The sequence below is a fragment of the Azoarcus sp. DN11 genome (genome assembly GCF_003628555.1).
In the GTDB taxonomy this organism is placed as follows: domain Bacteria; phylum Pseudomonadota; class Gammaproteobacteria; order Burkholderiales; family Rhodocyclaceae; genus Aromatoleum.
In genome coordinates this window covers 3,499,513-3,517,031 of record NZ_CP021731.1, presented here as the reverse complement: position 1 = coordinate 3,517,031, position 17,519 = coordinate 3,499,513, and the positions used below count along the sequence as shown (strand labels likewise).

15 protein-coding genes are annotated in these 17,519 nt (G+C 66.9%); 6 read left to right on the top strand and 9 right to left on the bottom strand.

Annotated elements, in window-relative coordinates; genetic code table 11:
* Positions 1 to 165 precede the first annotated feature (165 nt).
* Complete coding sequence (locus tag CDA09_RS16170; protein WP_121429592.1) at positions 166 to 3,033, bottom strand: adenosylcobalamin-dependent ribonucleoside-diphosphate reductase; 2,868 nt, start codon at positions 3,031 to 3,033, stop codon at positions 166 to 168.
* Positions 3,034 to 3,368: 335 nt separating this feature from the next.
* On the opposite strand from CDA09_RS16170, the gene CDA09_RS16165 reads away from it, so the two are divergent.
* Genes CDA09_RS16165 through CDA09_RS16145 form a run of 5 tightly spaced genes read left to right on the top strand, consistent with a single transcriptional unit; the run spans position 3,369 to position 8,403 of the window.
* A complete protein-coding gene (locus tag CDA09_RS16165) occupies positions 3,369 to 5,162 on the top strand; it encodes an NAD(P)H-dependent oxidoreductase subunit E (RefSeq protein WP_121429591.1) in 1,794 nt (597 codons plus the stop codon).
* A gap of 2 nt (positions 5,163 to 5,164) precedes the next feature.
* A complete protein-coding gene (locus tag CDA09_RS16160) occupies positions 5,165 to 5,869 on the top strand; it encodes a 2Fe-2S iron-sulfur cluster-binding protein (protein WP_121429590.1) in 705 nt (234 codons plus the stop codon).
* Entirely contained in the window at positions 5,866 to 6,420 is a 555-nt protein-coding gene (locus CDA09_RS16155) for an NADH-quinone oxidoreductase subunit B family protein (protein WP_121429589.1), read from the top strand. The genes CDA09_RS16160 and CDA09_RS16155 overlap by 4 nt, the downstream gene beginning before the upstream one ends.
* A gap of 8 nt (positions 6,421 to 6,428) precedes the next feature.
* Positions 6,429 to 7,886 carry a Ni/Fe hydrogenase subunit alpha gene (locus CDA09_RS16150; RefSeq protein WP_121429588.1) on the top strand — a complete coding sequence of 486 codons (1,458 nt, stop codon included), beginning with the start codon at positions 6,429 to 6,431 and terminating at the stop codon, positions 7,884 to 7,886.
* Positions 7,879 to 8,403, top strand: a complete 525-nt coding sequence (locus CDA09_RS16145) for a hydrogenase maturation protease (RefSeq protein ID WP_121429587.1) — start codon at positions 7,879 to 7,881, stop codon at positions 8,401 to 8,403. Before CDA09_RS16150 ends, CDA09_RS16145 begins: the two co-directional genes overlap by 8 nt.
* Positions 8,404 to 8,492: 89 nt before the next feature.
* On the opposite strand, the gene CDA09_RS16140 is transcribed toward CDA09_RS16145, so the two are convergent.
* From CDA09_RS16140 to CDA09_RS16110, 7 genes are all read right to left on the bottom strand, one after another.
* On the bottom strand, positions 8,493 to 9,221 hold the full coding sequence (locus tag CDA09_RS16140; protein ID WP_353616610.1) for an HDOD domain-containing protein: 729 nt from the start codon (positions 9,219 to 9,221) through the stop codon (positions 8,493 to 8,495).
* 22 nt (positions 9,222 to 9,243) lie between these two features.
* Positions 9,244 to 10,056 carry a DUF2189 domain-containing protein gene (locus CDA09_RS16135; protein ID WP_121429586.1) on the bottom strand — a complete coding sequence of 271 codons (813 nt, stop codon included), beginning with the start codon at positions 10,054 to 10,056 and terminating at the stop codon, positions 9,244 to 9,246.
* A 62-nt stretch (positions 10,057 to 10,118) separates the two neighbouring features.
* Positions 10,119 to 10,928, bottom strand: a complete 810-nt coding sequence (locus CDA09_RS16130) for an alpha/beta fold hydrolase (protein WP_121429585.1) — start codon at positions 10,926 to 10,928, stop codon at positions 10,119 to 10,121.
* Positions 10,929 to 10,931: 3 nt separating this feature from the next.
* Entirely contained in the window at positions 10,932 to 12,236 is a 1,305-nt protein-coding gene (locus CDA09_RS16125) for an O-acetylhomoserine aminocarboxypropyltransferase (protein WP_121429584.1), read from the bottom strand.
* Between the two features lie 38 nt (positions 12,237 to 12,274).
* On the bottom strand, positions 12,275 to 12,490 hold the full coding sequence (locus tag CDA09_RS16120) for a DUF465 domain-containing protein (protein ID WP_121429583.1): 216 nt from the start codon (positions 12,488 to 12,490) through the stop codon (positions 12,275 to 12,277).
* Positions 12,491 to 12,680: 190 nt separating this feature from the next.
* A complete protein-coding gene (locus CDA09_RS16115; protein WP_121429582.1) occupies positions 12,681 to 13,541 on the bottom strand; it encodes an HDOD domain-containing protein in 861 nt (286 codons plus the stop codon).
* Between the two features lie 142 nt (positions 13,542 to 13,683).
* Positions 13,684 to 14,097, bottom strand: a complete 414-nt coding sequence (locus CDA09_RS16110) for a GlcG/HbpS family heme-binding protein (RefSeq protein ID WP_121429581.1) — start codon at positions 14,095 to 14,097, stop codon at positions 13,684 to 13,686.
* Between the two features lie 235 nt (positions 14,098 to 14,332).
* On the opposite strand from CDA09_RS16110, the gene CDA09_RS16105 reads away from it, so the two are divergent.
* On the top strand, positions 14,333 to 16,348 hold the full coding sequence (locus CDA09_RS16105; RefSeq protein ID WP_121429580.1) for a methyl-accepting chemotaxis protein: 2,016 nt from the start codon (positions 14,333 to 14,335) through the stop codon (positions 16,346 to 16,348).
* Positions 16,349 to 16,384: 36 nt separating this feature from the next.
* Here CDA09_RS16105 and CDA09_RS16100 read toward each other — a convergent pair whose 3' ends face one another.
* The gene (locus CDA09_RS16100) at positions 16,385 to 17,407 is read right to left on the bottom strand and encodes a helix-turn-helix domain-containing protein (protein WP_174718446.1); all 1,023 of its coding nucleotides are present in this window, start codon (positions 17,405 to 17,407) and stop codon (positions 16,385 to 16,387) included.
* Positions 17,408 to 17,519 lie beyond the last annotated feature (112 nt).

The window sequence follows — 17,519 nt, the reverse complement described above, 5'->3', positions numbered from 1 at the left end:
ACGAAGGCCCCGGGAAGAAATGGGCTGCTGCTGCGCTGCACGGTTTTGTAGCGGGATCGGGCGGGCGTAGAAGCTGCGGCCGGAGCCTCAAGGAGGCAATAAAAAACGCGAACCGTGGTTCGCGTTTTTTATTGCCGGCGCCCGCCGTGGGCGCCTTCAGGTTGGTCAGCCGCAGGTGCCGACGGCTCCGCATGCGGTGCAGAAGTCGCAGCCGTCCTTGCGGATGACGGAGTGGTTGCCGCATTCGCTGCACAGTCCGCCCTGCATGACTTTCGGATCACTGTCTTCGCGCGGTGCTTCGAGGATGCCCATCTCCCGAACCGGGTAGCCATCCTCGTCGAGCACGCCGAGCATCGCGTAGCGGTGGATGATGAGCTGGGCCATGTACGCGACGGTGCTCGGGTAGTTCTGCTGGCGCTTGGTTCCGGGGACGAAGGCCATGAAGTCGCCGAGCGGTTCCGGGTAGTTCAGCAGCTTGCGCAGCTTCATGCCGATCCACGCCGGGTCCATGACGCGCATGTCGAGCGACAGGATGCGGGTCAGGCCGTCGAGGGCGCGCGGGTAGTTGCCGGACAGCCACACCGAGTACGGGCGCGTGACGCCGTCGGGGAGGGTGATTTCCTTCAGGCCGAGGACGAAATCTTCGCCGGTGGCCGGGTTGGAGATATCCACCGTCCAGGACAGCGTGCCGTCGGTGCCGGTCTTGGGTTCCTGCAGGCTGAAGAGCGTATCCAGCACCGGGGTCGGCGCGTCGCTCACCTCGAGGGCGCCGAGTTTTTCGCAACGGTAGCGCACCACCTGGGCGAAGGCCGAGACGACGCCCGGGAACATGGTCTTCTCGCCGTGCGGCGGGAAGGGCATTTCGAAGGATTTTTCGCCGATCGTGCGGGCGAGGGTCTCGAGCTTGAGCTTGAGCCAGCCGCGGTCGTTGGCACGCATGTCCATCGACAGCGTTTTTGCGACCGCACCGAGGCCACGCGGCTGGTCCGCGCCGTTGACCCAGACTTCGAACGGGAAGGTGCCGCCGTTGTTGCCGACCTGGCCGACGAAGAGGGCGAAGTCGCCGGTCGGAGTGCCGAGCATGTAGGTCCAGGCCATGTTCCCGTCAGGGAGTTCGGGGCGGCCGGGCCAGCGCAGGCTCGACAGGACCGGGGCGGGGAGGCTCTTGATCGACAGGCGCTTGTTCGGGCCGGAGAGCTCGACGTCCTGCGGCTGCTTCTGCTCGGTGGAGGGGGTGACGGAGAGCACGGAACCGAGCACCGAGTTGGGACGGTAGGTGGCGAGACCCTTGAGGCCGGCTTTCCACGCGGAGAGGTAGAGATCCTCGAATTCCGTGTAGGGGTAGTCCTCGGGGACGTTCACCGTCTTCGAGATCGAGGTGTCGATGAACGGCGCGACCGCGGCGACCATGTCCTTGTGGGCCTGTGCCGAGATCTCGAGCGCGGTGACGAAATAGGACGGCAGGCTGTCCATGTTGCCGCCGAGGTGCTTGTACAAACGCCACGCGTAGTCCTCGACGGCGTACTCCTTGTACGTGCCGTCGGCCATGCGCTTGCGCCGGGTGTAGGTGTACGAGAAGGGCGGCTCGATGCCGTTCGAGGCGTTGTCCGCGAAGGCGAGCGAGATCGTGCCGGTCGGGGCGATCGACAGCAGGTGCGAGTTGCGCAGGCCGTGCTTGCGGATCTTGTCCTTGACCTCGTTGGGGAGGCGCGAGGCGAAGTTGCCGCCCGACAGGTAGAGGTCGGCGTTGAAGAGCGGGAAGGCGCCGCGTTCCTTGGCGAGTTCGACCGACGCGAGGTAGGCGCGGTCGCGCATGTACTCGGAGATCTTCGCAGCGACGGCGCGGGCTTCGGGGCTGTCGTAGCGTTGGCCGAGCATGATCAGGGCGTCGCCGAGGCCGGTGAAGCCGAGGCCGACGCGGCGCTTCGATTGCGCTTCGTTTTCCTGCTGTTCGAGCGGCCAGTGCGTGACGTCGAGCACGTTGTCGAGCATGCGGATCGCGACGTCGACGACCTTGCCGAAGGCTGGGTAGTCGAAGTCGGCCTTTTCGGTGAAGGGATGCTTCACGAAGGGCGTGAGGTTGATCGAGCCGAGGTCGCAGCAGCCGTACGGGGGGAGCGGTTGCTCGGCGCAGGGGTTGGTTGCCTCGATGGTCTCGCAGTAGTACAGGTTGTTGTCCTGGTTCATGCGGTCGAGGAACAGGATGCCGGGTTCGGCGTGGTCGTACGTCGAACGCATGATTTGGTCCCACAGCTCGCGTGCGCGCAGCTTGCGGTATACCCACAGGCCGTCGTCGCGCTGGTAGGCACCCGCCGCCTTGAGGTCGTCGATCGGTTCGGCCTTGTGTGCAAGCTCGACATCGGTGTCGGTGTCGACGGCCTTCATGAAGGCGTCGGTGACGCCCACGGAGATGTTGAAGTTCGTCAGGTCACCGTGGTCCTTGGCGTGGATGAACTCCTCGATGTCCGGGTGATCGCAGCGCAGCACACCCATCTGGGCGCCGCGACGCGCGCCAGCGGATTCGACGGTCTCGCACGAGCGGTCGAAGACGCGCATGTAGGACACGGGGCCCGAGGCGTTGGAGAGGGTGCCTTTGACGAGGGCGCCTTTCGGACGGATGCTCGAGAAGTCGTAGCCGACGCCGCCGCCGCGGCGCATCGTTTCGGCGGCTTGGGCGAGGGCGGTGTAGATGCCGGGACGGCCGTCCACGGCTTCGGTGACGGAGTCGCCGACCGGCTGGACGAAGCAGTTGATCAGCGTCGCCTGCAGCTTGGTGCCGGCCGCGCTGTTGATGCGGCCGGCGGGCACGAAGCCTTTTTCCTGCGCTTCGAGGAATTTCGCTTCCCAATGGGCGCGCTTGTCTTCGGCTTCGACAGCCGCGAGTGCGCGTGCGACGCGCGTGCGCACTTCGGCGACGGTCTGCTCGTCGTCCTTCGCGTATTTTTCGATGAGAACCTCGCCCGAGATTTCCTGGGGTGCGAGGGTCGAAGCGTCGGCCTTGCCTTTTGCCTGCGGATTGATCGTCGTGCTCATGGTCGTTTTCAGTATGTGAGTCCGTTCGATGGTGTGTGTTTCGGCGTGAACAATAGCCTGTGGAGTTTGATTTTGCAAAAAAATAAAAACACATAAAAACAATGAGTTAAAAATTACAACAGTATGTCAAGCGTGAGAATGTCACTATATCTAGTAGCGCTTTTGGCTGACTTTTGGGGCTGAAAGTCGCGCCGGCAAAGGGTTTCGGCTGTCGCGGGGTGTCGCGCAAGGATTCGTGCGACAGAGGCGGAAATGTTCGCCTCTTTTGGGTGGGTGCGTGACGCAGTATCACTTGCTGCTAAAATTCTTGCAGAGAGCATGCTCCGGAGTTCGCTATGCATGATGCCGAGCGGGTAGCAGCACAGGCGGTCGAGCGCCACCGGCGCGAGCCGTCGCAACTGCTGCAGGTTCTTGTCGAAACGCAGGACGCCATTGGCTATCTGCCGGCGGCTGCCCTGACCCGAATCGCCGGCCTGCTGGAGTTGCCACGGGCGCGCGTTGAGGGCGTTGCCGGCTTTTACAGCTTCCTGCATACGGAACCCGTCGGCCGGTTCCGCATCCTGTTTTCCGACAACATCATCGACCGGATGCTCGGCAGCCGTGCGTTGATGGAGAGCCTTTGCCGCCGGCTGGGTGTGTCGCCGGGGCAGGTGTCACCGCGAGGCGAAGCGAGCGTCGATGCCACGTCCTGTACCGGCATGGGGGATCAGGGGCCGGCGATCCTGGTGAATGGGGTGGCGGTGACGCGGCTCGATGAGGCGCGCGTGGAACGCATCGCGGCGCTGGTGCACGCGGGGACGCCGCTCGCCGAGTGGCCTGCGGAATTCTTCCGCGTCGATGACAACATCCGTCGCCGTGGCGCCTTGCTCGGCGCGGATTTCGTTCCCGGATCGGCCTTGCAGGCGGCGATGGCGCGCGGACAGGATGGCTGGCTCGAGGAGATGCGCATTTCGGGTCTGCGCGGGCGCGGCGGGGCAGGCTTCACGACGGCGGTGAAGTGGGGCGCGTGCCACGATGCGCAGGGGGCCGACAAGGTCGTGGTCTGCAATGCGGACGAGGGGGAGCCGGGCACGTTCAAGGATCGTGTCCTGCTGGCCAGCCAGGCAGACCGGGTGATCGAGGGTATGACGCTGGCCGCGTGGGCGACCGGTGCGCGACAAGGGCTGCTGTACCTGCGGGGCGAGTATCGCTATCTGTTGAAGCATCTGCGGGCGGTGCTGGCCGTGCGGCGCGCCGCGGGGCTGCTGGGAGCGCGGATCCTGGGCGAAAGCGGATTCGACTTCGACATCGACATCCACCTCGGTGCGGGCGCCTACGTGTGCGGTGAGGAAACGGCGCTGCTCGAATCGCTGGAAGGCAAGCGCGGGACGCCGCGGATCCGGCCGCCGTTCCCGGTGACGCATGGCTATCTCGGACGCCCGACCGTCGTCAACAACGTCGAGACGCTCGCGAAGACGACGCTGATCGCGCTGCAGGGCGGGGCCGCATTCGCGGCGACGGGGACGCCACAGTCGACCGGCACGAAGCTGCTCTCGATTTCGGGCGACTGCGCGTACCCCGGCGTCTATGAATACCCTTTCGGCGTGACCATCGAACACGTGCTCGAGGACTGCGGAGCGCACGATCCGCAGGTCGTGCAGGTGGGCGGGGCGTCGGGGGTGACGATCGCGAGTCACGAGTTCCATCGACGCATCGCGTTCGAGGACGTGCCGACGGCAGGCGCGTTCATGGTGTTCGACGGGAGCCGCGATCCGTTCGAGATGGCGCGCAACTTCGTGCATTTCTTCGCGCACGAGAGCTGCGGATTCTGTACGCCGTGCCGCGTCGGAACGGCCCTGCTCAAGGGCTACATGGACAAGCTCGCGAGCGGGAAGGGGGCCAAGATGGATCTGGCCGACATCGAGTGGCTGGACCGGCTGCTGAAGAATGCCAGCCATTGCGGGCTTGGGTCCAGCGCGCCGAATCCGGTGATCGACACGCTGGTCAAGTTCCGCCCGGCGTACGAGCGGCGCCTGGTTTCGCTCGACTTCAAGCCGGCGTTCGACCTGGATGCGGCGCTGGAGACCGCGCGTCGCATGACCGGTCGTGACGACCCGGCGGCGCATCTCGATTGGCGGGAGGAGGTGTAGCGATGGGCGGGACATTCCTGTTCGACGGGCAGCCGGTGCCGTTCGAGGACGGTCAGACGATTCTGCAGGCCGCGCGCGCGGCCGGACGCTACATTCCGCACCTGTGCTGGCACCCGGATTTCCCGCCGCACGGTTCGTGCAAGCTGTGCATCGTGAAGGTGGGCGGGCGTCACGTGTCGTCCTGCGCGCTGCCGGCGCGGGACGGCATGGAAGTGGAGAGCAATACGCCGGAGATCAATGGCGAGCGGCGGGCGCTGCTGCAGATGCTGTTCGTGGAAGGGAACCACTTCTGCCCGTCGTGCGAGAAGAGCGGCAACTGCCAGTTGCAGGCGCTGGCGTACGAGCTGGACATGAGCAGCGCGCGCTTCGCGCATTTCTTCCCGGACCGGCCGGTCGATGCGTCGCATCCGGACGTGCTGCTCGACTTCAACCGCTGCATCTTCTGCGAGTTGTGCGTGCGGGCGTCGCGCGATGTGGACGGCAAGGGGGTGTTCGCGCTGACCGATCGCGGCATCCACAAGCATCTGGTCGTGAATGCGGAGTCGGGGCGGCTCGCCGACACGGACTTCGCGGTGACCGATCGGGCGGCGGATATCTGTCCCGTGGGCGTGATCCTGCGCAAGCGGGTCGGGTTTGCCGTGCCGATCGGCGAGCGCAAGTATGATCGGGCGTCGATCAGCACGGTCGCGATGGAGAAGGGCGAATGAGCGACAGCATCCTCATGCCGCGCGTGCGCGTTGCGACGACTTCGCTGGCCGGTTGCTTCGGCTGCCACATGTCGTTTCTCGACATGGACGAGCGCCTGCTCGACCTCGCGAAGGTCGTCGAGTTCGACCGCTCGCCACTGACCGACATCAAGCATTGCGGGCCTTGCGACATCGGGCTGATCGAGGGCGGCGTGTGCAATGCGGAGAACGTCCACGTCCTGCGCGAGTTCCGGCGCAACTGCAAGACGCTGGTGGCGGTGGGGGCCTGTGCGATCAACGGCGGGCTGCCGGCGCAGCGCAATCATCTCGACCTGGGCGACTGCCTGCAGCAGGTGTATGTGAAGCGCGACGGGGTCGAGGACGGGGGCGTTCCCGATGATCCCGAATTGCCGCTGCTGTTGGACCGGGTGCACCCGATCCACGAGGTCGTGCGGGTCGATTACTTCATTCCGGGCTGCCCGCCGTCGGGCGACGCGATCTGGACCTTCCTGACCGACCTGATCGGCGGTCGCACGCCGCGCCTGTCGCATCCCTTGCTGCATTTCGATTGAGGTTTTGCATGGATTCGCTTGAAACGGCTGCCGACAGGGAGGGCCTGCGCCGGGTGGTGATCGACCCGGTGTCGCGGGTCGAGGGGCACGGCAAGGTGACGCTGCTTCTCGACGAGGAGGATCACGTGCGCGAGGCGCGGCTCCATATCGTGGAATTCCGCGGCTTCGAGGTGTTCATCCAGGGGCGTCCGTACTGGGAAGTCCCGGTGATGGTGCAGCGCCTGTGCGGCATCTGCCCGGTCAGCCATCACCTCGCGGCGTCGAAGGCGATGGATCGCGTCCTGGGCACGAGGATCACGCGCTCGGCCGAGAAGCTGCGACGCCTGATGCACTACGGCCAGATCCTGCAGTCGCATGCCCTGCACTTCTTCCACCTGTCCTCGCCCGACCTGCTGTTCGGCTTCGATTCCGAAGTGGGCAAGCGGAACATCGTCGGGGTGGCCGCGGCGCACCCGGAGGTTGCGCGCCAGGGGGTGCTGCTGCGGAAGTTCGGGCAGGAGGTGATCCGGGTGACCGCCGGCAAGCGCATCCACGGCACCGGCTCGGTGCCGGGCGGAATGAACCGGCATCTCGCGGTCGAGGACCGCGATGCGCTGCGTGCGGATATCGATCGAATGGTCGAGTGGAGCCGCGCGGCGGTCGCGCTGGTGAAGAGGCTGCACCGTGCCGATCCCGCGCTGTATGACGAATTCGGGCGATTCCCGGCCAACCTGATGAGCCTGGTGCGGCCGGACGGCGGGATGGACCTGTATCACGGGGCGCTGCGCTTCCGCGATGCGAGTGGAAAGGTGCTGATCGACCAGGTGCCGGATCAGGCCTACCGCAGCGTGATCCGCGAGCAGGTGAAGCCGTGGAGCTACATGAAGTTCCCCTACCTGGAGCAACTGGGACCGGAGGCGGGCTGGTACCAGGTCGGGCCGCTCGCGCGGGTGCAGAACTGCGACTTCATCCCGACTCCGCTGGCCGAGTCGGAGCGGCGCGAGTTCGTCGATTACGGCCAGGGTGAGCCGGTGAGAGCGACGCTCGCGTATCACTGGGCGCGGATGATCGAGATGCTGCACGCGGCCGAGGTGATCCGCGATCTGCTCGGCGATGGGGATTTGCTCGAAGGGCCGTTGATGGGGGACGGCAAGCGCGGAAACGAGGGCGTCGGCATCATCGAGGCGCCGCGCGGAACCCTGATCCATCACTATCAGGTCGGTGACGACGACCTCGTGACGATGTGCAACCTGATCGTGTCGACAACCCACAACAATCAGGCGATGAACACGGCCGTGCGGGAAGTGGCGCGTCGCTACCTGGACGGGCGGAAACTCACCGAGGGGCTGCTCAATCACATCGAGGTGGCGATCCGCGCCTACGATCCGTGCTTGTCCTGCGCGACCCATGCGCTGGGCAAGATGCCGCTGGTGCTGGAGCTGGCGGCGGCGAACGGCGAGGTGCTGGACCGGGTGGTGCGTGACTGATCCGGTGAGGCTGGTCGTTTTCGTCACCGGCAACGAGTCCCGCGGCGACGACGCCGTCGGGCCGGCCTTGCTACACGCGTTGGAGCCAGAACTGCCGCCGGGTGTCCGGGTCGTTCATGATTTCCAGCTCCAGGTCGAACATGCGCTGGAACTGCATGACGCGGATCTGGCGCTGTTCATCGACGCGGAGTGCGGCCTGCAGGCGCCCTTCGCGTTCGGGGAGCCGGATGGCAGCGTCCCCGTCTCGAGCTTTTCGCACGCGCTCTCGCCCTCCGCCATCCTGGCGGTGTTCCGGCGCATCGAGGGGAGCGAGCCGCCGCCGGCTTTCATCCTCGGCGTCCGAGCGGAACGGTTCGAGCTGGGTGAGGGGCTGTCGGAACCGGCCGCGGAGGGGGTGGCGCGGGCGCTGGCCTTTGCGCGCGAACTGCTGCGCGACCCTTGCGCCGGGCGGTGGCGCAGCCTGATTCAGGCACGCGCGCGGGCGTTGCCGAGGTTGGGGAAAAACAGCGCGGTGTAGGCGGAAAGGTCGAGTTCGGCGCTTTCGCGGATGCGGCGCAGGCTGGCCGGATCCATGTTGAGCAGTGACCAGATTGCCGGGGCGATGCGCTAGGCGGCGGCCGTGCTGGATTCGTTTTCCTGATCGGCCTCGGCGATGCGCGCAGCCACGTGCACCATTGCCGCTTCATGGACGTAGTCGCCGGCGAGGCGCGGGTTGCCCTGCGCGCCGATGATGTCGACGAAGGTCGTCGGCAGGTGCCACTGGGCCATCAGGGCGGCCCCGACCTCCGCATGATCGCAGCCGGCGATGCGGCGTTCGACCTCGTGCAGCGGCTCGCGGTTGGCGGTGGCGACGGTGCGCGCTTCATGCGTGAGTTCGGGAATCGTCTGGTACATGACCAGGTGCCCGATGTCGGAGAGCAACCCGATCACGAACAGCCGCTCGACGCCGATCATCCCCCGGTTTCGTCCGATCTCGCGCGCGGCCAGCCCGCGCATGACGCTGCCGCGCCAGAAGCGCGGCATGTCGAGGTACCGCGGCGCGAACAGGGGGAAGGCGCCGCTGGCCGATATCGCGAGCACGAGGTCGTGCACCTGCTGGATGCCGAGGATCGTCACCGCGCGCGTGATCGTGTCGATCCTGCCGCCGTAACCGTAGAAGGCGCTGTTGGCGAGGCGCAGCAGGCTGGAGGAGATCGCGGGATCCGCGCTGATGGCATGAGCCACGCTCGTTGCCGATCCGGTCGGGGTGTCGAGTTCGTCGCGGATGCGCAGATAGACCGTCGGCAGTGACGCAAGCGTAACGACGTTGGCAACGAGTTCCTGGGCAGAATGCATGGCAAGGTCTGGTGAAGGGCCTTCAGCGTGTGGGTGCGGGGGGCGACGCGTCCGCCGCAGGTGCGACAAGGTCCCGATAGGCGTGCCAGCTTGCGTGACCGACGACGGGCATCACTACCACCAACCCTAAATGAAAGCTGAGAAAGCCGATCAAAGTCAATACGACGATGATCGACGCCCACACGAGCATGGCGCCGGGATTGCGGGCGAGGGCGGCGATGCTGGCGAGCATCGAGGTTATCGCGTCCTGGTCGCGGTCGAGCATGAGCGGGACCGAAATCACGCTCGCCGCGAACACGATGCACGCGAACATCAGGCCGACACTGAAATACACGAGCAGGAATTCGAGGTTTTCGAGCGTTACCAGCTGGCTCAGCAGGCCGCTGAGGTTGGGTAATTCGTTGGTGTAGAAGAGCGCGAAGATGACGAGCGAAGCACGGGCCCATACGAGGAAAATCACGCCCAGAACGACGGCGAAGATGCCGATGTTGCCGGCGTTGCGCCGCCACACGGTGAAGGTGGGCAGGAGGGCGCAGGCTTGCCCCTGTTCATGCTGCCGGCTGATCTCGTACAACCCCATTGCCAGGAAGGGGCCGAGCAGGAGAAAGCCGGAGGTCATCGCCGCGGTGTATGCGTAGGCGTGCTCGAACACCATCGTCACGATGAGGCCCATCGCCGCGAAACAGAAGCCGTAGAAGAGGCTGGGGACGGGGCAGGCGCGAAAGTCGCGGATGCCGCGCCCGATCCAGCGCACGGGGGCGCCCGCATCGACTTCGCGGATCGTGGGAAACACCGGATCTTCTGCTGCCGTACCCGTATCGATCTGCTGCGACATGTCTCTCTCCTGTTGGGGGATCCTGTCGTGCGGCAGCGAACGGGGCTTCTCTGTTGTTGTTCCTATGTGGTGGTGAGAAAGCCTCGCATGGCATCGCCGACCGCATCGGGCGCTTCGGCCATCATCGCATGACCCGCGCCTTTGATGACTATCATACGCGCACCGCCGGGAACGTTGGCGAGTGCTTCCTGCAAGGGCTTGACGGCCTTCCGGGGCGTCATCTGGTCGCGCTCGCCGCATAGCATCGCGCAGGGAGCGCGAATGCGGCCTGCCGCTTCGAGGCCGCCCTGGTAGGCGTTGCAGGCGGCGAGGTCGTTGGCGAGCACGCCGTCGCGCTGACGCTCCATCAGGCGCAGGTTGAGGCCGGTGAGCGAGACGCCGGGGACGGGGCTCGCGCCGAGCTGCGAGGCGGGCGTGTAGGACCACTGGTTGATCATCGCGTGTGCGGCCTCGCGCTGGTGCGCGGCGGCTTCGAGCAGCGGCGGTGCCACGGGCATGGGGGCGACGCTGCCGAGGAGGATGAGCTTCGTGATGCGCACGGGGGCCTGCGCGGCCGCCTGGAGTGCGACGAGCGAGCCCATGCTGTGGCCGGCAACGGCTGCGTGCACAATGCCGGCGGCGTCGAGCAGGGCCGCGATCCAGTCCGCCAGGGCTTCGATGGTGGGCAGCGGGGCGCCGTGCGAGCGGCCGTGCCCGGGCAGGTCGGGGGCGAGGACGGCGAAGCCGTGGTGCGCGAGCTGGCGCGCCTGGTAGTTCCACACGCTGTGGTCGTGGCCGGCGCCGTGGACCAGGACCACGGCGGCCTGGCGGCGATCGAAGGGGCGCCCGCCGGTGTAGACGTAGGCGGGCGTGTCGTTGACGCTCAGTTCCATGGCTTAACCCTGCACGACGCGGCTGGCGGCGTACAGGCCGCGGTTGAGGTCCTCGATGAGGTCGTCGACGCTCTCGAGCCCGACCGACAGGCGCACGGTGCCTTCGCTGATGCCCGCGGCCGCGAGGTCCTGCGCGGACATGCGGAAGTGGGTGGTGCTGGCGGGGTGGATCACCAGGGACTTGGCGTCGCCGACGTTGGCGAGGTGCGAGAACACGCGCAGGCCTTCGATGAAGGCGCGACCGGCGGCGCGGCCGCCCTGGAGTTCGAAGGACAGCACCGAGCCGGCGCCGTCGGGCAGCAGGCGGGCGGCGAGCGCGTGATCCGGATGGCTGGCGAGCCCCGGCCAGGCGACGTGCGCGACGAGCGGGTGGGCGGCGAGGTGTTCGGCGACGGCGCGTGCGTTGGCGACGTGGGCGCGCATGCGCAGCGGCAGCGTTTCCATGCCCTGCAGGATCTGGAAGGCGTTCATCGGCGACAGGCAGGCGCCGAAATCGCGCAGGCCTTCGCGCCGCGCGCGCAGCAGGAAGGCGGCGATCGGCGATTCCTCGGCGAAATCCATGCCGTGGAAGCCGTCGTAGGGTTCGGTGAGCGTCGGGAAGAGGCCGGAGGCTTCCCAGTCGAAGCGCCCGCCGTCGACCAGCAGGCCGCCGACCGCGACGCCGTGGCCGCCGAGGAACTTGGTGGCGGAGTGCAGTACGAGGTCGGCGCCGAGCGCCAGCGGGCGCTGCAGGCAGGGGGTGACGAGGGTTGCGTCGACCAGCAGCGGGACGCGATGAGCGTGGGCGATGCCGGCGATGGCGGGAATGTCGAGTACGTCGAGGCCGGGATTGCCGAGCGATTCGCCGAAGAAGAGGCGCGTTTCGGGGCGCACTGCCGCGCGCCAGGCGTCGGGGTTGCGCGGATCGACGAACGTGGTGGTGATGCCGAAGCGCGGCAGCGTGTAGGCGAGCAGGTTGTGCGAGCCGCCGTAGAGCGCGTGCGAGGCGACGATGTGGCCGCCGGCGCCCGTCAGGGTGGTGATCGCGAGATGCAGCGCGGCCTGCCCGCTCGCGACGGCGATCGCGCCGATGCCGCCTTCGAGGGCCGCGATGCGCTCTTCGAGCATCGCGTTGGTCGGGTTCGAAATGCGCGTGTAGACGTGGCCGGGGCGTTCAAGATTGAACAGCGCGGCGGCGTGGTCGGCGTCCGGAAAGACGTAGCTCGTCGTGAAGTAGATGGGGGCTGCGCGGGCGCCGAAGGCGGGGTCGGGCGACTGGCCCGCGTGCAGGGCGAGCGTTTCGGGGCCGAAGGTCCTGGGTTGGGTCATTTGTCGGTGCGGTTTGCTGTCCCTGGCGCGAGCGCCGCTCAGGCCAGTTCGTCGGGGTCGAGCATGCGCTGGATGACGGCGATGCGATCCTTGAGCGCGAGCTTGCGCTTCTTCAGGCGGCGCAGCAGCAGTTCGTCTTCCTGCGGGGAGTCCTGCAGACGCGTGATGGCGTCGTCGAGGTCGCGGTGCTCGTTGCGGAGCTCCGTGAGCCGGATCTGCAGGCTGGTGACGTGGTCGAAGGCTTCTTCGGTCATCGGGTACCTGCTCAAGCTGGGCGTGTGCACGCCGTTGGAGGGACGGTCGGATCAGTAATGGTATGCGCCGCACGGCGTAATGACAACTTGCTGTGCAGCGTGCCGGCGCGAGGGGACGCGCGAGGCCGCGAACTGGCACCGATCGGCACTCCGCTGCCGGCTGCGGGCGGGCCTGACGCGTGCCAGGGCGTCAGCTGCAGAGGGCGGCGAGAATCAGCTGGCGGGACTCCCGGGCGGCGTCGAGGAGTTGGTCGAGTTCCCGCGGGTCGATGCCGTGCGGCGCTGCGTCGCGGAGTCCGGCACGGTGATCCAGCCCGAGGAGCTTGTCGAAGGGATTGGGCGTTTCCACCGCAAGGCTCGCGACGAAAAGGAGGTCCGCGAGGTTCCCGGGGGGCCAGGAGCCGCTGTAGGGGGTGCTGCAGTCGAAGGTATCGAGGATCGTCTCGGGAAGTTCGAACACTTCGAGCACGGCCTTGCTGACGGGATTGCTCCAGGTGGTCACGAACTCGGCGAAACGGGGCAGGTTGTCTTCGAGCGCGGGATAGTCGGCGGCACGGGCGAGCAGCAGGAACTGCCCGATGTCGGCCATCATGCCTGCGAACATCGCGGTGTCGGGATTGACCACGCGCAGTTCGCGGGCGAGGGCGTGGGACCAGGCGGCGACGTCGACCGAGTGCATCCACAGCCCCGATGCGATGGTGCGCATCTTCTGCGAGCGGTGGTCCTGGGCGAGTTGCTCGGCGGCGACCGCGAAGGCGAGGCAGCGCAGCGAGGCGAGGCCGATGCGGCGGACGGCATCGACGACATTGGTGATCTCGCTGGCGTAGGGGTTGAGCGCGACGGCGTTTGCCATGCGCACGGTCTTGGCTCCGAGCACCGGCTCGGTCTTTGCGACCGCGGCGATCTCCTCGAGCGAGGAGGCCGGGCTGTCGGCGAGCCGCTTGATGCGTAGCGAAACGTCCAGGGCGGTGGGAAAGCTGAGATGTCCGCCAGCGATTTCGGCTTCGATCCGGTCGCCGAAGGCGCGTGCCTGAGCGTCGAAATCCTTCATGGCGATTCCCGATAGATATTGAGCCTGCAAGTTTACCGCGCCTTGGCGCCGGCCGGGCGGTCGTTGCGAGGGCGCAGGCGCTGGCCGAGGGGGTCCGGGAACGGGCGCGCGCGTGTTCCTGCCCGGTCCCCGCTCGCTGTCGTCAGAGGCTGCAGGAAGCGCCGATCGCCGTGACGCCGGCACGCGCGATCTGTGCGTCGTCGGAGGACTTCACGCCGGAAACGCCCACCGCGCCGATCACTTCGCCGCCGACGACGATCATCTCGCCGCCTTCGAGCGGCGTGACGGGCAGCCCGAGGCCGGCGAAGCGGCCGTTGTTCACCATGTCCTCGATGGCCTTGCTGGGCTTGCGCATCATGACGCAGGTGCGGGCCTTTTCGGGTGCGACATAGGCGCTCGACGGCGGCGCATTGTCGAGGCGCTGCAGCCAAAGCAGGTGGCCGCCTTCGTCGCAGATCGCGATCGTGACCGCCCAGCCGTTGCGCAGGGCTTCGGTTTCCGCGGCCGTGGCGATCTTGCGTGCATCGTCGAGGGTCAGGACCTGGCGGGTCTTCATTGTGAATGTCTCCGTGTTGGGCCAAAAAGGGCGCAATTGTGCAGCGAGCGCGGGTTTTGGAAAAGCCCGCGCCGGAACCGGGACGCAGGCACGGGGCCGGTGCGTGGCCCCGGCATGACGGGTCCGCGCAGTCTTGATACAGATCACGTACCCGGACGGTTTATTCCGTTACGCTGGCGAAAAGGCCCTGTTTTATGCCGATGGGGGTGCGACGGATGTATCTGCGGAGAGAATCGTGAAAGTGGTTTTTGCGCCGGCCGTGGGATTGATGAACCGCTGCAGCTACCCGGTGAAATTCGGCCTGCTCGGCCTGATCATCCTGGTGGCGTTTGCCAGCCTGATGCTGACGCTCGCGCGCCAGTTGAACGCGACGATCGAGCGAACGGAGCGCGAGCTGGTCGCTTCGGATCTGTCGCGGCCGATTTCCAGGGTGGTCGAGCTGGTGCAGCAGCATCGCGGCCTGTCGTCGGCGGTGCTCGGGGGGCTGGAAAGTGCAAAGGCGACGCGCGCGGACAAGGCGACCGAGGTCGATCGTGCGGTTGACACGCTGGACACGGTGCTTCCGCCTGCCGTGCGCAAGAGCGACTGGGGCGACATCCGTTCGCGCTGGGACGGGTTGGCACGGGAGGGGCTGAAGCTGGATCCGGCCGAGAACATCCGGGCGCATACGCGGCTGGTCCAGAGCCTGCTGGATTTCCAGATTGCGGTCGCGGACGAGTACGGTCTGACCTTCGATCCGCAGCAGGATAGTTTCTACCTGATGTCGACGGCGGTGGTCCGCACGCCCTACCTGCTCGAGCGCATCGGCCGCTTGCGCGCCAGGGGGGCGGGGGTGCTTGCGCGCGGCACGATCGACGAGGCTGGAAAGCTCGACGTGAGCGTGCTCGCGAACGACATGAATGCGGCGGTGGGCGATCTCGAGTCCAACATCCGCAAGATCGTCGCGCAGCGGCCCGACCTTGCGCAGCGGCTGGAATCGTCGTTCGCGGAAATGAACGGCAAGCTCGCGAACGTCAGCGCCGTGGTGCGCCAGATCCAGGCGGGCGACCTGCAGAGCACCGCAGCGTCGGCATATTTCGGGATGGCCACCGAGGCGATCACCGTGGGCTACAGGCAGATGAACGAGATCCTGCTGCCGACGCTCGACGAGCTGCTGCGGCACCGGATCGACGAGGCCCGGCGCGTGCTGTACTTGAACGTCGCCGTGTTGGTGATCGTCGCCGTGGCGATCGCCTACCTCTCGATCGGGGTGTATCTGTCGATCATGGGTAGCGTGAAGCGGCTCGCCGAGGGCAGTCACCGACTGGCGGCCGGCGACCTGACGACCGCGATCAGGCTGCAGGCGCGCGACGAGCTGCGCGTGATTGCCGACGGCTTCAACGACATGGCCGCGACGATGTGCCGTCTGATCACGAGCATCCAGAGCAATTCCGGGCAGGTCGCGGAGACCGCGCGCGGCATGGTGGCGTCGGCACGCCAGATCGATACGGCTTCGCAGCGGCAGAGCGAGGCGGCGTCGAGCATGGCGGCGGCGGTGGAGGAGATGACGGTGGGCATCGACCATATCGCCGGCAACGCGAGCAACGCCAACGAGCTCGCGCGGCGCTCGGGCAGGCTGTCGGGCGAAGGGGGCGAGATCGTCGAGTCGGTGGTCGCCGATATCGGGGAGATCGCGCGCGCGGTGTCCGGCTCGGCCGACACCATTGCCGAGCTGGACCGGAGTTCGGAACGGATTTCGGCGATCGTGAACGTGATCAAGGAGATCGCCGACCAGACCAATCTGCTGGCGCTGAACGCGGCGATCGAGGCTGCCCGCGCGGGCGAACAGGGGCGCGGCTTCGCGGTGGTGGCCGACGAGGTGCGCAAGCTCGCCGAACGCACGACGCAGTCGACGCGGGAGATCGCGCAGATGGTGGGGGCGATCCAGCGCGACGCGCGCGGTGCCGTCGACAGCATGCAGGGCGGCGTGACGCAGGTGAACACCGGCGTTGTCCGCGCGCAGGAGGCGGGGGCCGCGATGGCGAGCATCCGCGACGAAGCCGGCCGGGTCGTGGAGACGGTGGCCGAGATATCCGATGCGCTGCGCGAGCAGAGCGTGGCGTCGACGGAGATTGCGCGCAACGTCGAAACGATCGCGCGCATGGCCGAGGAGAACAGCGCGATTGCCGTCGAGAGCCACCAGACGGCGGATCGGCTCGAGGGCCTCGCGGAGCGGTTGCTGGCGGACGTGGGCCGCTTCAAGGTGGCCTGAGGTGGCCCTGGGGTGACCTGAGCGGGCCCGCCCCGGCTACGTGTGGGAGGCGGGCGCGGGCTGGCGCAGCGTCTCCGAAGGCAGTTCGCCGAACATCGCGCGATAGTCCGATGCGAAGTGCGAGAGGTGCCAGAAGCCCCAGCGCGCGGCGATGTCGGCGATCTGGCGGCTGGCCGGGTCGGCGTTCTTGAGTTCGCGGCGGACGCCGTTCAGGCGCAGTGCGCGCAGGAAGCTGACCGGGTTGAGGTTGAGGATGTCCTGGAAGCTGTACTGCAAGGTGCGGCGCGATACGCGCAGTTCGGTGCACAGGTCGGCGACGGTGATCGGCTCGTCGATGTGGCTGCGCATGTATTCGCGGGCGCGGTCGACGATCAGCTGGCGGGCGCGGCACGGTGCCGCCGGGCGCGGGGTGTCCTCGCGCGGCGTGATCGCGGCGATGATGCTGGCGTAGATCGCCTGTTCGAGGCCCTTGCGCATCTGCGGGTGGCGCAGCAGGGCCGGGGTGGCTTCGAGGCTGGCGAGCACCGTGAGGAGGAAGCTGCGCAAGGTTCCGGCCTGGCCGACGGTCGCCGGAATGATCCGCTGCTTGCCGATTTCGGCTTCGATGTCGCGATGTTCGACGCGCAGGGCGTAGTCGGTGAAGGCCTCGTTGTCGGTCGTGACGGCGACGATGTCGTGCAGGCGGGGGGTGCGGTAGTCGAGCGCCTCACCGCCCTTGAGCGTGACGATGGAGTCGAGCCCGCACGGTTCGCCGCAGTACCAGCCGGTGCCGTCGATATCCACGGGGACGCCGATCGTGCGCGACCCTTCCCACGAGCAGCCGATTTCGTGCACGACCTGGTTCGTCCGTTCGCGGAAGACCTGCACGTTGTCGAACCAGAATTCGTCGAAGCGCCCCGTGAAGGAGCCGGCCGAGAGCTGGTCGTAGCGCTGATTCCAGTGTTGCAGGCAGGCTGCGTGGTCGTCGGCGTCGCGCGTGTCGAGGTGCACGACGGAATAGGCGTCGTCGCCCGCGGTGCGCGTGTTCCGGTCGCGCCCGGCGAGGATGTGGGCATCCATTTTCCGATTGTCTCCTCACCGGAAAGTGCGATTAATTGTAGTTATAAGGGCTGTTATTGTTTGAAAGACACTAATACAAAAGTGACACGCGGGACAATGAAATTTTTCTAAT

Excerpts from the sequence above, each read along its gene's own strand:
- CDA09_RS16125 (WP_121429584.1), bottom strand. The coding sequence starts at position 12,236 with ATGACCCAACCCAGGACCTTCGGCCCCGAAACGCTCGCCCTGCACGCG.
- CDA09_RS16150 (WP_121429588.1), top strand. The coding sequence starts at position 6,429 with ATGGATTCGCTTGAAACGGCTGCCGACAGGGAGGGCCTGCGCCGGGTG.
- CDA09_RS16160 (WP_121429590.1), top strand. The coding sequence starts at position 5,165 with ATGGGCGGGACATTCCTGTTCGACGGGCAGCCGGTGCCGTTCGAGGAC.
- CDA09_RS16170 (WP_121429592.1), bottom strand. The coding sequence starts at position 3,033 with ATGAGCACGACGATCAATCCGCAGGCAAAAGGCAAGGCCGACGCTTCG.
- CDA09_RS16100 (WP_174718446.1), bottom strand. The coding sequence starts at position 17,407 with ATGGATGCCCACATCCTCGCCGGGCGCGACCGGAACACGCGCACCGCG.
- CDA09_RS16165 (WP_121429591.1), top strand. The coding sequence starts at position 3,369 with ATGCATGATGCCGAGCGGGTAGCAGCACAGGCGGTCGAGCGCCACCGG.
- CDA09_RS16135 (WP_121429586.1), bottom strand. The coding sequence starts at position 10,056 with ATGTCGCAGCAGATCGATACGGGTACGGCAGCAGAAGATCCGGTGTTT.
- CDA09_RS16140 (WP_353616610.1), bottom strand. The coding sequence starts at position 9,221 with ATGCATTCTGCCCAGGAACTCGTTGCCAACGTCGTTACGCTTGCGTCA.
- CDA09_RS16130 (WP_121429585.1), bottom strand. The coding sequence starts at position 10,928 with ATGGAACTGAGCGTCAACGACACGCCCGCCTACGTCTACACCGGCGGG.
- CDA09_RS16110 (WP_121429581.1), bottom strand. The coding sequence starts at position 14,097 with ATGAAGACCCGCCAGGTCCTGACCCTCGACGATGCACGCAAGATCGCC.
- CDA09_RS16115 (WP_121429582.1), bottom strand. The coding sequence starts at position 13,541 with ATGAAGGATTTCGACGCTCAGGCACGCGCCTTCGGCGACCGGATCGAA.
- CDA09_RS16155 (WP_121429589.1), top strand. The coding sequence starts at position 5,866 with ATGAGCGACAGCATCCTCATGCCGCGCGTGCGCGTTGCGACGACTTCG.
- CDA09_RS16120 (WP_121429583.1), bottom strand. The coding sequence starts at position 12,490 with ATGACCGAAGAAGCCTTCGACCACGTCACCAGCCTGCAGATCCGGCTC.